The sequence below is a fragment of the Streptomyces sp. NPDC004647 genome, assembly GCF_040609575.1.
Taxonomy (GTDB): domain Bacteria; phylum Actinomycetota; class Actinomycetes; order Streptomycetales; family Streptomycetaceae; genus Streptomyces.
In genome coordinates this window covers 1-20,096 of record NZ_JBEXKU010000087.1, presented here as the reverse complement: position 1 = coordinate 20,096, position 20,096 = coordinate 1, and the positions used below count along the sequence as shown (strand labels likewise).

The 20,096-nt window shown below is 71.7% G+C and carries 12 protein-coding genes; 7 read left to right on the top strand and 5 right to left on the bottom strand.

Features of this window, described 5'->3' with window-relative positions; translation table 11 throughout:
- Positions 1–115: 115 nt before the first annotated feature.
- Positions 116–586 carry an Rv3235 family protein gene (locus ABZW18_RS28815; protein ID WP_356192965.1) on the bottom strand — a complete coding sequence of 157 codons (471 nt, stop codon included), beginning with the start codon at positions 584–586 and terminating at the stop codon, positions 116–118.
- Positions 587–884: 298 nt separating this feature from the next.
- Here ABZW18_RS28815 and ABZW18_RS28810 point away from each other — a divergent pair, with 298 nt between their 5' ends.
- Both ABZW18_RS28810 and ABZW18_RS28805 read left to right on the top strand, forming a co-directional pair.
- The gene (locus ABZW18_RS28810) at positions 885–1,391 is read left to right on the top strand and encodes a hypothetical protein (protein WP_356192963.1); all 507 of its coding nucleotides are present in this window, start codon (positions 885–887) and stop codon (positions 1,389–1,391) included.
- Positions 1,392–1,462: 71 nt separating this feature from the next.
- Positions 1,463–2,140 (top strand): HAD family hydrolase, encoded by a 678-nt coding sequence (locus ABZW18_RS28805; RefSeq protein WP_356192961.1) that lies wholly within the window; start codon positions 1,463–1,465, stop codon positions 2,138–2,140.
- Between the two features lie 284 nt (positions 2,141–2,424).
- Here the strand turns inward: ABZW18_RS28805 and ABZW18_RS28800 are convergent, their stop codons facing one another.
- Entirely contained in the window at positions 2,425–2,991 is a 567-nt protein-coding gene (locus tag ABZW18_RS28800) for a DJ-1/PfpI family protein (protein WP_356192958.1), read from the bottom strand.
- Positions 2,992–3,435: 444 nt separating this feature from the next.
- On the opposite strand from ABZW18_RS28800, the gene ABZW18_RS28795 reads away from it, so the two are divergent.
- The 3 genes from ABZW18_RS28795 (at position 3,436) to ABZW18_RS28785 (ending at position 12,916) form a co-directional block, all read left to right on the top strand.
- Positions 3,436–8,559: an NAD-glutamate dehydrogenase gene (locus ABZW18_RS28795; protein ID WP_356192956.1), complete on the top strand. Its 5,124-nt coding sequence runs from the start codon at positions 3,436–3,438 to the stop codon at positions 8,557–8,559.
- Positions 8,560–8,861: 302 nt separating this feature from the next.
- Complete coding sequence (locus ABZW18_RS28790; RefSeq protein WP_356192954.1) at positions 8,862–11,753, top strand: CDP-glycerol glycerophosphotransferase family protein; 2,892 nt, start codon at positions 8,862–8,864, stop codon at positions 11,751–11,753.
- Positions 11,750–12,916, top strand: coding sequence for a glycosyltransferase (locus tag ABZW18_RS28785; RefSeq protein ID WP_356192952.1), 1,167 nt, complete (start codon positions 11,750–11,752; stop codon positions 12,914–12,916). The genes ABZW18_RS28790 and ABZW18_RS28785 overlap by 4 nt, the downstream gene beginning before the upstream one ends.
- Positions 12,917–13,000: 84 nt before the next feature.
- Here ABZW18_RS28785 and ABZW18_RS28780 read toward each other — a convergent pair whose 3' ends face one another.
- The 3 genes from ABZW18_RS28780 to ABZW18_RS28770 form a co-directional block, all read right to left on the bottom strand.
- Complete coding sequence (locus ABZW18_RS28780) at positions 13,001–13,765, bottom strand: DUF2071 domain-containing protein (RefSeq protein ID WP_356192949.1); 765 nt, start codon at positions 13,763–13,765, stop codon at positions 13,001–13,003.
- 182 nt (positions 13,766–13,947) lie between these two features.
- Positions 13,948–14,934 carry a UDP-glucose 4-epimerase GalE gene (galE, locus tag ABZW18_RS28775; RefSeq protein WP_356192946.1) on the bottom strand — a complete coding sequence of 329 codons (987 nt, stop codon included), beginning with the start codon at positions 14,932–14,934 and terminating at the stop codon, positions 13,948–13,950.
- A 48-nt stretch (positions 14,935–14,982) separates the two neighbouring features.
- Positions 14,983–16,623, bottom strand: coding sequence for a glycosyltransferase family 2 protein (locus ABZW18_RS28770; protein WP_356192944.1), 1,641 nt, complete (start codon positions 16,621–16,623; stop codon positions 14,983–14,985).
- A gap of 151 nt (positions 16,624–16,774) precedes the next feature.
- Here ABZW18_RS28770 and ABZW18_RS28765 point away from each other — a divergent pair, with 151 nt between their 5' ends.
- Positions 16,775–18,514, top strand: a complete 1,740-nt coding sequence (locus ABZW18_RS28765; protein WP_356192942.1) for a glycosyltransferase family 39 protein — start codon at positions 16,775–16,777, stop codon at positions 18,512–18,514.
- Positions 18,515–18,559: 45 nt separating this feature from the next.
- Entirely contained in the window at positions 18,560–20,062 is a 1,503-nt protein-coding gene (locus tag ABZW18_RS28760) for a glycosyltransferase family 39 protein (RefSeq protein WP_356192940.1), read from the top strand.
- The last annotated feature ends 34 nt before the right edge of the window (positions 20,063–20,096 follow it).

Genomic DNA, 20,096 nt, shown 5'->3' with positions numbered 1-20,096 from the left:
GGGTGTCGGGCCCCGGCCCGTTACGCGTACTGCCCTCGGCTCCGTCACTCGGGCCCCGCCCTCGACCCCTGCCGGGAGGCGCCGTTCCTGAGCCGTCAGGGCTATCGGGCAGGCCTTAGGGGACCGGCCGTTGGCCGATCCCGCCCAGTTCCACCGCGGAGCAGCGCCAGCGCTCGTCGCGTCCCATCTCGAGCCGGAACGCCAGCGCCTGTACCCGGTCGCCGGTGACGATCCGGGCGAACGCCTCGATGACGCCGGGCTCCGGCCGGTACTCGTCGCAGCGTCCCACCAGGGGCGCCGCGCGACCTGCTGCGGCCGGCGGCCGCAGCGGGGCCAGCGGTGCGAGCGACACCAGCTGGTCGTAGGCCGTTCCCAGGGTGTGCCCGAGCATCCAGTGCACCGGCTTCTGGCCGCTCAGGGTCAGCAGCAGCCGGTTGGCGAACCAGTACCGGGGCTGACGCTGGAGCTCCCGCCGCCGTGCGGCCGCGGCGGCCGGATCCGGCCGCCGCGGGTCGCGCCGGGCCGGCGGGCCGCTCCTGCCGCGTGCTTGTCCGGGCGTCCGGCGGCCCGCAGTCGTCCTGTCCATGTTTTCGCCCCCGCGATGTCGGCCGATGTGAGTACCAATCAGTAACTTCACTGCGGACACTTCTAACGGCGCCGCGCCGCGGCTCGCAAGAAAGGCCCGACGCCGCCGGAACCCGTAAGGAAGTTCACCTATCAGAGGGACGGGGCATGGCGGAGGCCGTTCCCGCGGTGAGGCCGGTGTCGGTTGCCCGGGGAGGCCCGAGGCGCCCGCAACCCCGAAGGGGGACTCGGCCCTTATGCTGGCGGCACGTTCAACACCCTCCGGCCCGCACGCCGGTGACTCCACGAAAGCGGCAGCCATGCGCGTCTACGTCCCCACGACACTTCCAGGTCTCGCAGTGGCGTACCGGGCGGGCGAGCTGGGGACCGGCCCGCTGGACGCCTTCGCCGTCACTCCCGCGCTCCGCGAGTGGTATCTCTCCGACGACATCGAGGAGCTGGAGTACGCGGCGCTCAGCCGTGCCGCGCAGGCCTCGCTGCGCCTCCTCGCCACCGACCCGCAGGTCGCCCGCCGCCGGGTCGTCGTCGCCGTGGACGTCCCGGACGGTTCGGCGGTCGCCGACCCCGACCGGGGCCTGGACGCGTCCGCGCTCGGTGAGGTACGGCTCCCCGGTCCGGTGCGCCTCGCCGAGGCCGCCGCCGTCCATCTCGACTCCCGCGATGCCGAGCCGGATGTCGCGGCTGCCGCCGCCGCGCTGGGCGCGGCGGACCTCGGGGACGACGACGCCCAGTTCACGGTGGACGGCGCCGAGGACCACGAGCTGCTCTGGTACGCCACTCAGGAGATCCCCCATCTGATCGGCTGACCGGTGACGGCCCCGACCGGTGGCTCCGACTGCCGACCGACGCTGCCGGTACCTCCGGGTACCGTCTTTGCATGGGGAAGCACGGGACGCACATCGTCTGGGACTGGAACGGCACGCTCTTCCACGACATCGACGCGGTGATCGAGGCGACGAACGCGTCGTTCGCCGAGATCGGTCTGCCGCCCATCACCCTCGCCCGCTACCGGGACCTGTACTGCGTACCGGTGCCGCGCTTCTACGAGCGGCTGATGGGGCGGCTGCCCACTGATGAGGAGTGGGAGGTCATGGACGAGGCCTTCCACCGGCACTACTGGGTACGGGCGGAGAACTCGGGCCTGACCGAGGGCGCCAAGCAGCTGCTCTCCGAGCGGCAAGCGGCCGGTCTCACCCAGTCGCTGTGCTCGCTCGCCCCGCATGAGCAGCTGATCCCGATCGTCCGTATGCACGGCATCGAGCAGCACTTCGTACGGGTCGACGGCCGGATCGGGCCCTCGCACACCGGCAAGGCCGAGCACATGGTGCGCCATCTCGCCGCTCTCGACGGAGTCGCCCGGGACCAGGTGGCCCGGGACCGCCTTGTCGTCATCGGCGACGCGGTGGACGACGCGCTCGCGGCGGCGCACGTGGGTGCCCGAGCCGTGCTCTACACCGGGGGCTCGCACAGCCGCGCGAGCCTGGAGACCGCCGGAGTCCGGGTCGTCGACAGCCTCGCGGAGGCCGTCGAGGCCGCCGAGGACCTCTATGGCTAGCGACGAGGCTGCCGAGGGCGACCGCTGCGGCCGTCGACCGTAAACGGCAGGCGACCGTTAACGGAGGCGGCGAGGCCCGCGGTCCCTGCGGCAGGCGGGACACGGGCACGGCGACTCGCGAACGGCAGGCGGCGGGATGTCCTGCGACCTCTACGGCAGGCGGCGGGGCGTCCTGGCGACTCTACGGCCCGCGGGCACACGGCCCGGCGACCGCGACAGCAGGCGGCGAGACGGCCCTGCGACCGCTACTGCCGGCGACCGCCGTGGCAGGACGTCCCGATCACTCAGACCGCCGGGGCCTTCGACCGCAGCACCGTCAGGAACTCCCGCATCCACGCGGAGTGGTCCGGCCAGGCCCGGGACGAGACCAGCGTGCCGTCCACCACCACTTCCGTGTCCTGGAAAGAGGCGCCCGCCATCTGCATGTCCATCTCCAGCGCCGGATAGGAGGTCACCCGGCGCCCGCCCAGCTCCCCGATGGCGGCCGTCAGCAGCGGCCCGTGGCAGATCTGCGCCACGGGCTTGTCGGAGTCGAAGAAGGCCTTGAGGACCTTCCGGAGCTCCGGGTCGTTGCGGAGGTACTCCGGCGCCCGCCCGCCCGGGATCACCAGAGCGGCGTACTGCCCGGGTTCTACCTCCGAGAAGGCCAGGTCGGCGGGCCAGCTGTAGCCGGGCTTCTCGGTGTACGTGTCGAAGCCGTCCTCGAAGTCGTGGACCACGAACCGCAGCTTCTTGCGGCTGGGGGCGGCGATGTGGACCTCATAGCCCTCCTCGAGCAGCCGCTGATAGGGGTAGAGCACCTCCAGAGACTCCGCGGCGTCTCCGGTCACGATCAGGATCTTGGCCGCCATGGCTCCCACCTCCGCGCTATCCGATTCGTGCCCTCACGCCCAACCTGCACCGCGCATCCGAGTTTGCCAAGGGGGCCCGCGTCGCTGTCCAGAACGTCAAACTTCCGCTCCGGGTTTTGTACACAAACGGCTCATGACGGCTCCGGGGGGAGGGACGATAGCCTTGACCCGTGATCAGCGCGATATTCCCTCCTCCCCCCATCCCGGGGAGGAGGGGCCCACGCGTGGGCAGCGAAGCCCACGCCCTTCGCCCGGAGTGCCACCGTGCCCGGGCCCTCGCTGGTCCCTCGTACCGGGTTCGCATAGCGGACATGGCGCATAACGGCCCGGTCATCTCTCATCGAGGCATAGCGTCGACTCGACCGGACACGCCTATATGTCGACGGCGCGATGCCAGTTTCGCCCCCAACGTCACGCAACGGCGCGCGACAGGAGCCAGAGGACATGCAGACCAAGCTGGACGAAGCCAAGGCCGAGTTGCTCGCACGGGCCGCCCGGGCAGCTGAGAACAGCCCTGCCGGGCAACAGCCGGTTCAGGGCCTCACCCCGGAGGGCCTCGCCACGTACCTCCAGCGCTACTACCTGCACACGGCCCCGGAGGACCTCACGGGCCGCGACCCGATCGACATCCTGGGTGCCGCGCTCTCCCACTACCGCCTGGCGGAATCCCGCCCGCAGGGCACCGCGAACGTCCGGGTCTACACCCCGACCGTCGAGGAGAACGGCTGGACCTGCAGCCACACCGTCGTCGAGGTCGTCACCGACGACATGCCCTTCCTGGTCGACTCGGTCACCAATGAGCTCTCCCGGCAGGGCCGTGGCATCCACGTCGTGATCCACCCCCAGATGCTCGTCCGCCGCGATGTCACAGGCAAGCTGATCGAGGTCCTCGACTCCAGCCCCGAAGCCCGCTCCGCCCGCAAGTCCGGCGAGCTGCCGCACGACGCGTTCTCCGAGTCCTGGATCCATGTCGAGATCGACCGGGAGACCGACCGCTCCGACCTCAAGCAGATCACCGCCGATCTGCTCCGCGTCCTGTCCGACGCCCGCGAGGCCGTAGAGGACTGGGAGAAGATGCGCGACGCCGCGCTGCGCATCGCGGAACAGCTGCCCACCGAGCCGCGCTCCGACGATCTGCCGGAGCAGGATGCCGAGGAGGCCTGCGAGCTGCTGCGCTGGCTCGCCGACGATCACTTCACCTTCCTCGGCTACCGTGAGTATCAGCTGACCACCGAGCCCACCAACGGCGACGAGGAGGACGTGCTCACCGCCGTCCCCGGCACCGGCCTGGGCATTCTGCGCTCCGACCCGCTGCACAAGGAGGAGCCGGGTCACCCCGTCTCGCCGTCCTTCAACCGGCTGCCGGCCGATGCCCGCGCCAAGGCCCGCGAACACAACCTGCTCGTGCTGACCAAGGCCAACAGCCGCGCCACTGTGCACCGGCCGTCCTACCTCGACTACATCGGCGTCAAGAAGTTCGACGAGCAGGGCAATGTCGTCGGTGAGCGCCGCTTCCTCGGCCTGTTCTCCTCGGCCGCGTACACCGAGTCCGTACGCCGCGTCCCGGTCATCCGCCGCAAGGTCGCCGAGGTGCTGAAGACAGCCGGATTCACTCCGGACAGCCACGACGGCCGCGACCTGCTGCAGATCCTGGAGACCTACCCGCGCGACGAGCTGTTCCAGACCCCGGTCGACGAGCTGCGCTCCACGGTCACCAGCGTCCTGTACCTCCAGGAGCGCCGCCGGCTGCGGCTCTACCTGCGCCAGGAGGAGTACGGCCGCTACTACTCCGCCCTCGTCTACCTTCCGCGGGACCGGTTCAACACCACCGTCCGGCAGCGGCTGACCGCCATCCTCAAGGAGGAGCTCGGCGGTACCAGCGTCGACTTCACCGCCTGGAACACCGAATCGGTCCTCTCCCGGCTGCACTTCGTGGTGCGCGTCCAGCCCGGCACGGAGCTGCCCGACCTCACCGAGTCCGATGTGGAGCGCATCGAGGCCCGGCTCGCCGAGGCCGCCCGCTCCTGGGAGGACGGCTTCGCCGAGGCGCTCAACGCCGAGGTGGGAGAGGAGCGCGCCGCCGACCTCACGCGCCGGTACGCCCATGCGTTCGAGGAGGGCTACAAGGCGGACTACTCCCCGCGCAGCGCGGTCTCCGATCTCCAGCACCTCGAACATCTGACCCCGGCGGGCGGCGCGCGGGACTTCGAGCTCAGCCTGTACGAGCCGGTGGGCGCGAGCCCCGGTGAGCGCCGCTTCAAGATCTACCGCACCGGCGAGCAGGTTTCGCTCTCCGCGGTCCTGCCGGTCCTCAGCCGGCTCGGCGTCGAGGTCGTCGACGAGCGGCCGTACGAGCTGCGCTGCACCGACGGCACCAGCGCGTGGATCTACGACTTCGGGCTGCGGATGCCCACCGCTCCGACGAAGAACGGCGGTGACTACCTGGCCGACGACGCGCGCGAGCGGTTCCAGGACGCCTTCGCCGCCGTCTGGACGGGCCAGGCGGAGAACGACAACTTCAACTCCCTGGTGCTCGGCGCGGGGCTGACCTGGCGCCAGGCGATGGTGCTCCGCGCCTACGCCAAGTACCTCCGTCAGGCCGGCTCCACCTTCAGCCAGGACTACATGGAGGACACCCTCCGCAACAACGTCCACACCACCCGGCTGCTGGTCAGCCTCTTCGAGGCCAGGATGTCCCCGGAGCGCCAGCGGGCCGGCCTGGAGCTGACCGACGCCCTGCTGGAGGAGCTGGACGCGGCCCTGGACCTGGTCGCCAGTCTGGACGAGGACCGGATCCTGCGCTCCTTCCTCACCGTCATCAAGGCCACTCTGCGTACCAATTACTTCCAGAGTCAGAGCGCAGGCGTGAGCAACGGGGTGACCCCGGGCGCGGGCGCGGGAGGCAACGGAACGGGCCGGAGCACCGGCGAGGGAAGCAACGGGGCGGCCAAGAGCGTCAACGGCGGCGGCACTGCGGCGAGCCGGCTGGGTGACACGACCGGTACGCCGCACAGCTACCTCTCGCTCAAGCTGGACCCGCAGGCCATCCCGGACCTCCCCGCGCCCCGCCCGGCGTACGAGATCTGGGTCTACTCGCCCCGCGTCGAGGGCGTGCACCTGCGCTTCGGCAAGGTCGCGCGCGGCGGACTGCGCTGGTCCGACCGCCGTGAGGACTTCCGTACGGAGATCCTGGGCCTGGTCAAGGCGCAGATGGTCAAGAACACCGTGATCGTGCCGGTCGGCGCGAAGGGCGGTTTCGTCGGGAAGCGGCTGCCGGACCCGTCGCAGGACCGCGACGCATGGCTGGCCGAGGGAATCGCCTGCTACAAGACCTTCATCTCGGGTCTGCTCGACATCACCGACAACCTGGTCGGCGGCGAGGTCGTGCACCCCAAGGACGTCGTCCGCCACGACGAGGACGACACGTACCTGGTCGTCGCCGCGGACAAGGGCACCGCCACGTTCTCCGACATCGCCAACGAGGTCGCCGTCGCCTACGGCTTCTGGCTCGGCGACGCGTTTGCCTCCGGCGGCTCCGCGGGCTACGACCACAAGGGCATGGGCATCACCGCCCGCGGCGCCTGGGAGTCGGTCGAGCGGCACTTCCGCGAGCTCGGCCACGACACGCAGACCCAGGACTTCACCGTCGTCGGCGTCGGCGACATGTCCGGTGACGTGTTCGGCAACGGCATGCTGCTCTCCGAGCACATCCGGCTGGTCGCCGCCTTCGACCACCGGCACATCTTCCTCGACCCCAACCCGGACGCGGCCACCTCGTACGCCGAGCGGCGCCGCCTGTTCGAGCTGCCGCGCAGCTCCTGGGCCGACTACGACACCTCGCTGATCTCGCAGGGCGGCGGCATCCACCCGCGCAGCGCCAAGGCCATTCCGGTCAGCGCCCAGGTCCGCGAGGCGCTCGGCATCGAGGGCCGGGTCTCCAAGATGACCCCGGCGGACCTGATGAAGGCCATCTTCAAGGCCCCGGTGGACCTGCTGTGGAACGGCGGCATCGGGACGTACGTCAAGGCCTCGACCGAGACGCACGCGGACGTCGGCGACAAGGCCAATGACGCGATCCGGGTGGACGGCCAGGATCTGCGGGTCAAGGTCGTCGGCGAGGGCGGAAACCTGGGTCTGACCCAGCTCGGCCGGATCGAGTTCGCCCGGAGCGGTGGGCCCGGCGGTGCGGGAGGAAAGATCAACACCGACGCGATCGACAACAGCGCCGGTGTGGACACCTCCGACCACGAGGTGAACATCAAGATCCTGCTCAACAAGGTCGTCGAGGACGGCGACATGACCGTCAAGCAGCGCAACAAGCTGCTCGCGGAGATGACCGACGAGGTCGGCGCGCTGGTGCTGCGCAACAACTACGCGCAGAACATCGCGCTGGCCAACGCCGTCGCCCAGGCGCCCAGCCTGCTCCACGCCCACCAGCGCTTCATCCGGCGCCTGGAGCGGGACGGACGCCTGGACCGTGACCTGGAGTTCCTGCCGACCGACCGGCAGATCCGCGAGCGGCTCGGTTCCGGGCGGGGCCTGACCCAGCCGGAGCTGGCGGTGCTCCTCGCCTACCTCAAGATCACGGTCGCCGAGGAGCTGATCACCACCGATCTGCCGGACGACCCGTACCTCCAGCGGCTGCTGCACGCGTACTTCCCGAAGGCGCTGAACGAGCGCTTCGTGGAGCACATCGACAACCACGCGCTGCGCCGCGAGATCGTGACGACCGTCCTGGTCAACGACACGGTCAACAGCGCCGGTACGACGTTCCTGCACCGTCTGCGCGAGGAGAGCGGCGCCTCCACGGAGGAGATCGTCCGAGCCCAGACCGCGGCGCGCGCCATCTTCGGGCTCGGCGGTGTGTGGGACGAGGTCGAGGCGCTCGACAACAAGGTCGACGCGGCGGTGCAGACCCGGATCCGGCTGCACTCGCGGCGGCTGGTCGAGCGCTGCACGCGCTGGCTGCTCAACAACCGGCCGCAGCCGCTGCGGCTCGCCGAGACCGTCGAGTTCTTCGCCGAGCGCGTCGAGGGCGTCTGGGCCCAGCTGCCCAAGCTCCTCAAGGGCTCCGACCTGGAGTGGTACCAGACCATCTTCGACGAGCTGACCGCGGTAGGGGTGCCGGGAGAGCTGGCGCAGCGCGTCTCGGGCTTCTCCTCGGCCTTCCCGGCGCTCGACATCGTCGCGATCGCCGACCGGGCGGGCAAGGCGCCGGTGGATGTCGCCGAGGTCTACTACGACCTGGCCGACCGGCTGTCCATCAGCCGGCTGATGGACCGGATCGTCGAACTGCCACGCTCCGACCGGTGGCAGTCGATGGCCCGTGCCGCGATCCGCGAGGATCTGTACGCCGCCCATGCCGCCCTCACCTCCGACATCCTCACGGTGGGCAACGGCGGCTCGACGCCGGAGCAGCGCTTCGCGACGTGGGAGCGGAAGAACGCGGCGATCCTGGGGCGGGCCCGTACCACCCTGGAGGAGATCCAGAGCTCGGACGCCTTCGACCTCGCGAATCTGTCGGTGGCGATGCGGACGATGCGGACCATGCTGCACACGCATCAGTAGGCGGCGCGATATGCCGTGAGCGTGCGGCGTGTAGGCGTACGAAGGGGGCGCCCGGACCTGGTCCGGGCGCCCCCTTCCGTATGCCGCGGGGCAGGCGGGGCAGGCGGGGCAGGCGGGGCAGCTCGGCGGGGCAGCTCGGCCGGGGTGATCCGCCGGTCCGGCGCCGGTCACCGGCGGGCCTCTGTTTACACCGCCACTCGGACGGCCCCATGCCTTTTGCTGCGGGTTGAGGAGTCTGAGTCGGGTATTCCCGGTAATTACTATGATGTCGCCGGAAAGCTTCGGGTTGCTTGGAGGGGCGGATGGAGAAGACCGGGAATCAGCGGCCGGGCCCCGATGTGTCGGTGGTCGTGATCGTCTACAACGACGCCGACCGGCTCCCCACCGCCGTGCACTCGGTGCTCGGCCAGACGCTCCGGTCCGTCGAGGTCGTGATCGTCGACGACTGCAGTACCGACAGTTCGTACGCCGTCGCCCAGGAGCTGGCCTCCGCCCACCCGGACCGTGTGCGGGCCTTCCGGCTGCCCCGGAACAGCGGCGGCTGCGGCGCCCCCCGCAACCACGGGGTCGGCGAGACCCGCGGGCGCTATGTGATGTTCGTGGACAGCGACGACGAGCTGGAACGCAACGCCTGCCGCAACATGCTGGAAGCGGCCGAGCGCACGGGCGCGGACCTCGTCTCCGGGATGTGCATCCGGGTTTATGTCGACAGCCGCTACCGGAAGACCGTCGACTGGTACCCCTGGCTCTACTCCGCCGGCCGCACCCTCGAGTCGGTCTCCGAACTTCCCGACCTGCTGGTCTTCGACACCCTCTCCACCAACAAGTGCTACCGCCGGGACTTCCTGCTGGAGCGGAATCTGCTCTTCCCGGTCGGCATCCACTACGAGGACCTGCTCTTCTCCGCGCAGGCCTATCTCGCCGCGACGCGCATCGCCCTGATCCCCAACCGGGTCTACTTCTGGAACGTCGTGGAGAAGACCGGCGCGAAGTCCATCAGCAACCGCCGCCACGAGATCGCCAACTTCGCGCACCGGATGGAGATCCACCGCCGCATCGACGAGCTGCTCGAGCAGCGGGGGCTGCGCGAGCTGAGGTTCCGCAAGGACGTCAAGTTCCTCAAGCACGACCTGGTGCTGCATCTGCGCGATCTGCCGCTGCTGGACGAGGAGTACCGCCGCCGGTTCGCCCTGCTCGCCGGCGCCTACCTCGCCGGGATCGACCAGGAGGCCTACGGCGAGGCCCAGCCCATCCAGGCCATCTGCGCCTACCTCCTGGCCCGCGAGGACTGGGACAACCTCCTGCCCGCTGCCGACACCCTGGTCAACCGCGACAAGATCTCCTCCCCCCTCGCCGAACGCGACGGCCGGATCTACTGGTGTGCCGACCATCTGGACGACCCCGAGGGCCGCCGCGTCCTCGATGTCACCGACGTCGGCTACCACACCCGGACCCTCGGCACGATGTTCCTGCGCAACCGGCTCACCGGCTACGCCGACGACGGCCGCGGCACCGTCCGGATGTCCGGCAGTGTCGTCAACCCGCTCGGCCGGATCGCGCCCGACGCACGCGTGCGTGGCCGGTTGGAGTTCCGGGCCCGCCGCCGCAGCCTGCAGACCTTCCACTTCCCGCTGGAGTCGCTGCGGCACGCCGGCGACCGTCTCGACTGGACCGCCCAGGCCGATCTGGCCCGGCGGCTGCGCCCGCTCGGGGTGATCGACGCCGTGTGGGACGTACGGCTGATCCTGGACGTCGACGGCGAGCGGCTGAGGACCCGGCTCAGCGTCGGCGGTCTCGCCCTCGACCAGGCGCGGCCGCTGCATGTGCGCCCCCGGCTCACCCGGCTCGCCGGCGACCGCCTCGAGCCGGTGATCTCCCGGCGCGGCCATCTCGCCTTCCGGCTGACCGCCCAGGGGCGGGCCGCGATCCGCGCGAGTGAGATCGTCGACAGCGCCGTGGCGGGCCGCGCCGGAGACCTCGTGAAGGCGAGCGTCCGCAAGGTCCGGAAAGCCAAGCGCACCCTCAACTCCAGCGACACCAAGATCCGTACGTACCATGCGGTGTTCCGGAAGCTGCCGGTCCGCAAGGGGCTGGTGGTCTTCGAGAGCCACCTCGGCAAGCAGTACAGCGACAGCCCCCGGGCGATCTACGAGGAAATGCGCCGCCAGGGCGTGCAGTTCGAGCCGGTCTGGTCCTATGCAGGGATGCGGGCCGAGGGCTTTCCCGAGGACGCCACCCTCGTACGCCGCTGGAGCTGGCCGTATCTGCGGGCGCTGGCGCAGGCGGAGTTCTGGATCGACAACCAGGGCTTCCCGCTGAAGCTCGGCAAGCGCCCGGAGACGACCTATATCCAGACCTGGCACGGTTCCGCGCTGAAGCGCATGGGGTTCGACGAGCCCCGCTACAAGCTGCTCAGCCGCCCCGAGCAGGAGGAGTACCAGCGCGTCCTGGACCGCTTCGACCACTTCCTGATCCGCTCCGAACACGACGTCCGCACGCTGGCCAAGGCCTTCCGGCTGGGGGACGGCGTGCTGCTGCGCACCGGCTATCCGCGCAATGACGAGCTCGTCGCGGCCCGCCGGAGAGAGGACACCTCCGAGGTCCGCGAACGCGGGCCGCTCGCCGCCGAGCTGGACATTCCCGGGGACCGCCTGGTGCTGCTGTACGCGCCGACCTTCCGCAGCGGCGCCGACGGCCAGGTGCGCAGCTTCGAACTGCCCTTCGATGTCGAGGAGTTCGCCCGCCGTTTCGGCGACCGGTACGTGCTGATGATCCGCTCGCACTATCTGAACCGTGTGGTGCTGCCGCCCTCGGTGCACGGCACGGTCCTCGATGTCACCGACCAGCACGACATCACGCCGCTGCTCGCCCTCGCGGACGGGCTGATCACGGACTACTCCTCGGTGCTGTTCGACTACGCGCTCCTCGACCGGCCGATGATCTTCTTCGCCTACGACTGGGAGGAGTACGCGCGCGAGAGCCGCGGCACGTACTTCGACCTGCTGGACAGGGCGCCCGGCCCGGTGGCCGCCACCGAGGACGAACTCTTCGCCGCCGTCGCGAAGTTCAAGGCCGCCGACACCGAGTACGCCGAAGCACGCCGCCGCTTCGTGGCGGAGTTCGGCGAGTACGACCGCGGCGACGCCGCCCCCACCCTCGTGAACACCTTCTTCACCCCGGGGAGCGTCAGGTGACCGGGCCGGCCGCCGCGGCGGACCGCCGTGACATCTTCTTCGTCTCCAACAGCATCGACGAACTCGGCGGGGTCACGACCTGGTCGCACCAGATGGCCCGGCTGTTCACCGAGCGCGGCCACCGCGTGCGGGTCATCGGCATCTCCGGTTCCGACGTACCGCAGGACCTCGGTGGCGAGCCGCCCTACCCGACGACCACGCTGTACGAGGAGCCCCCGCCGAAGGTCCGCTCCCTGCGCGGCCTCAGGGGCAGGCTCAACGTCGTGGAGCAGCGCCGCCGCAGTGCGCGCGTGGCCGGGATGCTGGAGCAGGCCGGGAGGCTCAGCGCGCTGTTCCGGGCCGCGGGGCCCGGTGCGGTGGTGATCGTCACCCAGGTCTGGGCGATGGAGTGGGTGGCCCTGGCCGACACCGCCGGGGCGACGGTCATCGGGATGAGCCACGAGTCGTACGAGTACTCCCGCGGAAGCTCCCGTTTCCGCCGGGTGAAGGAGTTCTACAAGGACGTCGACCGGATGCTCGTCCTCACCCGGGAGGACGCGGACCTGTGGATCCGGCAGGGGCTCGACAACACCGGCTTCATGCCGAACCCGCTGCCGTATCTGCCCGAGGAGCCCTCGCCGCGCACGGAGAGGGTGGTGACCAGCATCGGCCGGCTGATGGACCAGAAGGGCATCGACATGCTGCTCGACACCTGGTCCGAGGCCGCGCCGCTGCACCCGGACTGGACGCTGCGGATCTACGGCTCCGGCGAGGACGAGGAGATGCTGCACAAGCAGTGCGCCGCGCTGGGCCTGGACGGCTCGGTGGAGTGGATGGGCAGTACGGCCGATGTGCCGGGCGCCCTGCGGGGTGGCTCCGTGTTCGTCCAGTCCTCGCGGGGGGAGGGGTTCCCGCTCGCGCTGATGGAGGCGATGGCCATGGCTGTGCCGTGCGCGGCCTTCGACTGCGCGCCCGGTGTGCACGAAATCGTCCGCGACGGCGAGGACGGGCTCCTCGCCGCCCCGGGCAACACCAGCGAACTCGCCCGCCGGCTGGACATGTTGATGTCCGACAAGGCGCTGCGGGACCGGATGGGCGAGGCGGGCCGGGTGAATGTGCAGCGCTACTCGACGGGGGAGGTCGTCCGCCGCTGGGAGGAGCTGTTCGCGTTCCTGGAGCGGTGACGGGGCCGTCCCATGGGCGTACGCGCGCGGGGGCGCAGGCGTGGACGCGGGGGGCAGGCGTGGACGGGCACGAACGAGAACGGGTCAGGGGGTCGGGATGCCGCCGGGGCGGGCGGGGCGCCCGAAGCGGACCGGCACGCCCGGTGAGTACAGCACGCTCACCGGCTCTCCGAGCGGCCCGGCCAGCCCTGCCGCCGCCACCAGGGATTCGTTGCACTCGAGCAGCTCGGCTCGGTGCAGGGGCCAGCGCGGGTGGGTGTTCGGCAGATACACCGGCCTCCCGAGGAAAGCGTTGTGCATGCCCCAGCGCGCGGTCAGGAAGTGCTCCGGCTCAGTGGGATCCTCGATGCGCTCGCCGATCCGTACGGTGATCCGGCTGTGCGCGCCCCGCGGCCCCGGCCAGCGTCGCGTACTGGTGTAGCTGACGGCGTCGCCGTCATGGCGGATGGCCATCCGGGACCACAGGTAGGGCAGCCGGAAGGCGGCTCGCGCGACCGCCACCGGGATCAGCCGGGAGGCGTCGAGCGAGCGGAAGACCACGCCGCGCCGCCCGTGGGAGTCCACCGAGTAGAGGCGGACGTTGGTCTCGGGGAACGTGCCCAGGTAGGGGATGCCGGGGAGGCGGAACCACCCGACGCGATGCATGCGGAAGGCGACCAGGCCGACGTAGGTGACGCCGTCGAGCGTGTCGGGAACGGTCCCGGCCGGCAGCAGGGGCGCCACATCGGCCGGGTCCACGGCCCAGTGGAGGAACGTCAGGTCCAGCCAGGACTGGGTGAGCAGCGGATTCGCCTCGGGACCGGGCGGGTCGGCCGATATGGGTTCCGGGAGGGCGGGTGTGCGCGTCACGTCACCAGCATCGCAGGGGCGGCGGTGGCGCGGGGGGCCGCCCCCTGGTCCAGGGACCGGCCGACGTGCGGGGTGCCGGGCAGGCTCGGTCCTCCCGGCGCACGCCCCCGGCCGCCCCCGCACGCCCCAGACTGCCCCGGGCCGCCCCCGACGTTCTCGACGAGAGCCGGGTCTGTTCCCGCTCAGTCGCGGTGCGCCTCGGGATGGTGCAGGCACCATCCGTCCCAGGCCGAGCGGACCATCTCGGGGACATCGCGGCGGGCCTGCCAGCCCAGCTCCTTGGCGATCAGCTCGGCGGAGGCCACGACCCGGGCCGGGTCGCCGGGGCGGCGGGCGGTGATCCGCGGGGCGAGGTCGGTACGGCCGGTGGTGTCGGCGATGAGGCCGACCATCTCGTGAACCGAAACGCCCTCGCCGCGGCCGATGTTGACCGTCAGGTCACCCGGCCGGCCCGGCTCCGCGAGGCGGCGGGCGGCCACCAGATGCGCCTCCGCCAGGTCCTCGACGTGGATGTAGTCGCGAACGCACGTGCCGTCCGGGGTCGGGTAGTCATCGCCGAAGACCAGGGGCGCCTCGCCCGCGGTGAGCTTCTCGAAGACCATCGGGACGAGGTTGAATACGCCGGTGTCGGCGAGCTCCGGGGTGGCGGCGCCCGCCACGTTGAAGTAGCGCAGGCACGCGGTGGCGAGGCCGTGAGCGCGCCCGGTGGCGCGTACGAGCCACTCGCCGGCCAGCTTGGTCTCGCCGTACGGGCTCAGTGGCACGCACGGGGTGTCCTCGGTGACCAGATCGGTGTCCGGCATGCCGTACACGGCGGCCGAGGAGGAGAAGACGAAGCTCCGCACGCCGCCCGCGACCACCGCGCCCAGCAGGGTCTCCAGGCCGTGGACGTTCTCCCGGTAGTAGCGCAGCGGCTGCTCGACCGACTCGCCGACCTGCTTCTTCGCGGCCAGGTGGACCACTCCGGTGATGCCGTGCTCCGCGATCGTGCGGTCCAGCAGTGCCCGGTCGAGTGTGGAGCCGACGACCAGCGGGACGCCGTCCGGGACCCGCGCCGCGTCGCCCGTGGAGAGGTCGTCGAGCACCACGGCCCGCTCTCCCGCCAGGGTCATGGAACGTACGACATGGGCGCCGATGTACCCGGCGCCACCGGTGATCAAGAAAGACACGCGGTCCCCCACAGTCAGCTTGTCGGTCTCTGGTCGGTCTCTGGTCGGTCAACGACGGCGGCCGGCCAGGCGTCGCAGCTTACGGGCCACCACGGCGGCCGCAGCCCGGGGGCCGGGGGCGATCCGGACGGCGAGCGAGCCGCCCGCCGTGGCGTACGGATGGACCAGCAGCACACCTCGGTGCCGGTCCGGGACCGCGGTACGACGCAGCCCGGGGCCGGCGGCCCTGACCCCCGTGTAGAGCGAGGAGCCGTCCGCGCAGCGCACCCGCACACGCACGTCCCACACGTCCGGCCCCGATCCGCTGCCGGTGTCCCGGGCGGCGGCCAGGGCGTCCAGGTCGAGCAGGATCTCGGCGGTCCAGGAGGAGCCTTTCGGGTTGAGTACGGCGTCCCGGGTCAGCCCCAGGCGGCCGTCCTCCCGGTGCCGCAGCTCGAGATCCACGGTCCGCGGGCCCGCGGCGGCCAGCCGGCCGTACAGCTCGTGCACCCGGATCAGCAGCCTCCGGGAGCCCGCACCCACGTACGGCTCGGCGTCGATGCTGACCGGCAGCCGGTGCAGCGGCTTGCTGTCCATCCGGTCCAGGACCACCTCGGGCAGGTCCGTGTCCCACACCGGGACCCCGCCCACGCGCGCGTACGGCGGCAGCAGCCGCGCCGGGCGGCCCGCCAGTTCGGTCAGCCGCTCCAGGTCGCGGGGGCTCTCGGCGGCCGAGACGACGCGGGCGAGCCAGCGTGCCGGGGCGCGGGCGGCCAGCAGTTCGGACTCGTCGAAGGCGGCCAGGTGCTCGCGCGTGAGCCGCCACCACTCGGCGCGGTGGCCGGGGCTCCGGCCGGCCAGCTCGCGCGCGTACATCCGCAGGTCGTAGTCGAGGAACTTCACCCGGGTGGCGTGCGCCAGCTGCTTCTGCCCGGCTTCCTCGAAGACCTCGACGGCGCGGCGGTGGGCCTCCAGGCGGCTGCGCCAGTTGCCGGCATCGGCACCGGCGCGGTCGAGGGAGATCGAGGGCCGCGCGGCGGAGCGGCGCACATGCCAGATGTAGACGGTGTCGGGGATGAGCGCGATGCGCGGGGCGGCGGCCAGCACCTCGGCAGTGAAGACGAAGTCCTCGTAGCGGAAGGCGCCTTCGGGGAAGGCGATGCCGTGCTCGGCCAGGAAGGAGCGGGCGTAGAGCTTGTTGACGCACAGGGTGTCGCGGACCAGGCGCGGCAGCTCCGCGGGGGAGTCGTGCACCGCCTCCTGGAGGAAGAGCGCCCGCTGCCAGCGGACATCGCGCCCGTCGGGCAGCTCGCGACGGGTGCACGCCCCGGCGACGACCGGTGCGCCATGCCGTACGGCGGCGGTGAGCAGGGCGTCCACGGCCCCCCGCTCGAGCACGTCGTCGCTGTCCAGGAACATCACATACGGGGCGGTGGCGCGCCGCAGCCCGTCGTTGCGGGGGGAGCCGCAGCCTCCGCTGTTGGAGGTACGGCGGACGACGCGGAGGCGGGCGAAGCGGACCGCCAAATCGTCCAGGACCTCGGCGGTGGCGTCGGTGGACGCGTCGTCGACCGCGATGACCTGGGCCACGGCCGTGCCCTGGCTCAGGGCGGACAGCACCGCGTCCGCGATGTGCTCGGCGTCGTTGTAGCCGATCACTATCACGCTCACCTGCGCCGCGGACGGTGTCGGGTGCGCTTCTGCTGCCATATGACAAAAGAGTCTATTTCAGTCCATACGGTTGCGTTGGCCGGCCGGGCCCTCGGTGGCCGGACGGCGGTGGGCGGATGCGTCGGCCCACCGCGGGACTGTCGGCAGGTCAATACCGTGTTTTGTGTGGGAAACACCTAAAAATCAGGGCATGCGCACTGCGATTCCTTCGCTGCCGCAACCCGACCAACCTCTCCCGGCGCTCGCGCCACCCGCCCCCGTCCGGCGGTACCCGCGCCGCGCCCGCCGAGGCACCGCGGCGGTCATGGCCGTACTCGTCCCGGCCGCCGCCATGCTCGGCACCGGGCTGTGGGGCCTGGACCGCGGCACGCTGTGGCGCGACGAGGCCACCACCTTCCAGGCGGCGCAGCGCACGCTGCCCCAGATGTGGCAGCTGCTGGGCGGCGTGGACGCGGTCCACGGCCTGTACTACCTGCTGATGCACGCCGTCCTCGCGGCCAGGCCCGACGAGGTGACCCTGCGGCTGCCGTCCCTGCTCGCCGCGGTCTGCACCGCCGGGCTCGTCGGGGCCCTCGGCCGCCGGCTGATCCGGCCGCGGGCCGGCCTCTGGGCCGGGCTGCTCTACGCCGGCACCCCCATCGTCAGCCGCTACGCCCAGGAAGGCCGCTCGTACGCCCTGGTCGCCGCGGGCGCCGCCCTCGCCACCCTGCTCCTGGTCCGGGCCGTCGAGTACGGCTCGGCGCGCCGCTGGGCCGCGTACGGCGCCGCCACCGCCGTCACCGCGCTCCTGCACGAGTTCGCCGTTCTGCTGCTCGCGGCTCACGCCGTCACCCTGCTGGCTTCCCGTGTCCCGCCGCGGACCCGCCGGTGCTGGGCCGCCGCGGCCGGTGCCACGGTCGCGGTGCTGCTGCCCCTGGTGGTCCTCTCGCGGCGGCAGGACGGCCAGGTCTCCTGGATCAGGGCGTCGGGCCGCCGGGACGCCGTGGCTCTGCTGTACGACTTCGCCGGTCCCAGCGGGCTCGTCCTCGCCGTCAACCTGTTGTTGATCGCCGCCGCCCTCATCCGCCCGCTGCCGCGGGACGGCTTCCTCGGCCCGGTGGCCGTAGCCCTCCCGCTGGCCGTCGTGCCGCCCGTCCTGCTGCTCGCCGTCTCCCGCTGGGAGCCGCTCTTCGTGGACCGCTATGTGCTCTTCGCGCTCGCCGGGGTGCCGCTGCTCGTGGCCGCGGGCGCGGAGGCGCTCCTGCGGGGCGTGCGCCCGCTGCGCCTGCTCCGGCGGCAGCGGCCTGTCGCGCTCGCCGGGGCGGCCGCAGTCGGCGCCGCGTTCCTCTGGCAGCTTCCGCTGCACGAGCGGGCCCGGCAGCCGGCCGGTCGCCAGGACGACCTGGCGGCGGTCGCGGCTCTCGTGCGCGAGGAGACCCGGCCCGGGGACGCGCTCCTCTTCGTGCCCTCCCACCAGCGGCGCGTCGCGCTCGCCTACCCGCGGGACTTCGCCGGACGGCGGGACCTCGCGCTGAGTGCGCCCGTTGCCCCCTCCGGCACCCTCGAGGGCCGCGAGGTGCAGCCCGGCGAGCTCCGGGAGCGGCTGGGCGGTGCCGACAGGGTGTGGGTGGTGGCCGTCCCCGGTGTCGAGGATCAGCCGTGGTTCCGGGGGAGCCGCCGTGAGCAGGCCAAACTCACCGCGCTTCGCGAGCACTTCACCGAGGTCTCCGCCGCGCGGGTGCGCAGCGGCACGGTCGCCCTGCACGTCCGCGACGGCTTACGGACCGACGTACGCACTCACGTACGGACCGACGTACGGACCCAGGGACGGACACAGGGACGGGACGGCGTACGGACCGGAGCGCCCGGCGGCGCGCGGGAGGGCGTGCGGAGCGGCGCGCGGAACGGGGCGCACGCCGGTCGGACGGCCGATCAAGCGAAACACGGCTGATGCCGAACCAAAGACCGGACAGCGCGAGGAAACAGGAGTTCGTCGATGGTCACAACCGAGGTGAAGATCCCACTCCGGTCCGTTCCGATGGAGCGCCGGACGCCCGTCGCGACCCTGCTGATCCCGGCCGCCACCATGGCGGTCCTGGGGCTGTGGGGTCTGGGCAACCGCGGTCTGTGGGGTGACGAGGCCACCACCTGGGCAGCGGCCCGCCGCACCCCGGCAGAACTCTGGCACCTGCTCCAGAACCTCGACGCCGTCCACGGGCTCTACTACCTCCTGATGCACGGTGTGCTCGCGCTGCGCGCGGACGAACTGATGCTGCGGCTCCCCTCCGTGCTGGCCATGTCCTGGTCCGCCGCCGTCGTCGCGGCCATCGGGGCCCGGCTGGCCGGGCCCCGGGTCGGGCTGGTGGCCGGGATGCTCTTCGCCGTCGTTCCGGTGGTCAGCCTGTACGCGCAGGAGGGCCGCTCGTACGCCCTCGTTGTCGCCGGTGCCGTCACGACCACGTACTTTCTGGTGCGCGGCTGCGAAACCGGGCAACCGCGCTGGTGGCGGCTGTACGCACTGGCCGCGGCGGCGACCGCGCTGCTGCACGCGTTCGCCCTGTTCCTGCTCCCCGCGCACGCCGCGACCCTGCTCGCGGCCCGTGCCAGAGCGCGCGAATGGCGGCTCTGGAGCCTGTCCGCGGCCTTCGCGGTCGCCGTCGTGGCGCCGATCGCCTGGGTGGCGCGCAGCCAGGGGGAGGCGATCGCCTGGATCACCGTGCCCGGCTGGGACGCCGTGACCCGGCTCGTACGTGCCTTCGCCGGTCCGTCCGGCTGGATCGCCTGCGTGGTCCTGCTGCTTGCCGCGGGCGCGCTGTTGGCGCCCCGGCGCCGGGCCCTGGACGTGCCCCGGCTCTCGCTCGCCACCGTCGCGCTGCCACTGCTCCTCGTACCGCCCGCGCTGCTGATCGCGGTGTCCCAGGTGCAGCCGCTCTACGACCAGCGGTACGTGCTGTACGCGCTGCCGGGGCTGTCCCTGCTCGTCGCGTCCGGCATCGACCGGCTGACCTCGCTGCTGCTCTGGCACAGCGCGATGCTGGTGGCGGGAGCGCTGGTGGTGTCCCTGGTGCTCGGCGGTCAGCTGGGCGCGCAGCGGTTCGTACGGTCCTCGGAGAGCCGGCTGGACGATCTGCGGCCGATCGCACAGGTGGTGCGGAACGACTCGAAGCCCGGCGACGCCGTGCTGTTCCTCTCGGGCACGCGGCGGAAGGCTGCCGTCGCCTACCCGGAGGCCTTCGCGGGGCTACGCGATGTGGCGCTGGCCGAGCCGCCGGGGAAGTCGGCCACGCTGTCCGGCACCGAACTGCCGCCGAGCAGGCTGCGGGACGCCCTCTCGAGGGAGCAGCGGGTGTGGCTCCTGGACCGGGAGGACTCCGACCAGCGGCGGGTGTTCCGGGATGCGGGGGAGCGGGTGAAGCAGGACGTGCTCTCGGACCTGTTCCACCGGGAGGCCGTGGAACGGATGCACGGCGGCAGTGTCCATCTGTACGTGCACAACTGACCCAGGGGGCGGGGCCCGTACGGGCCCCGCCGAC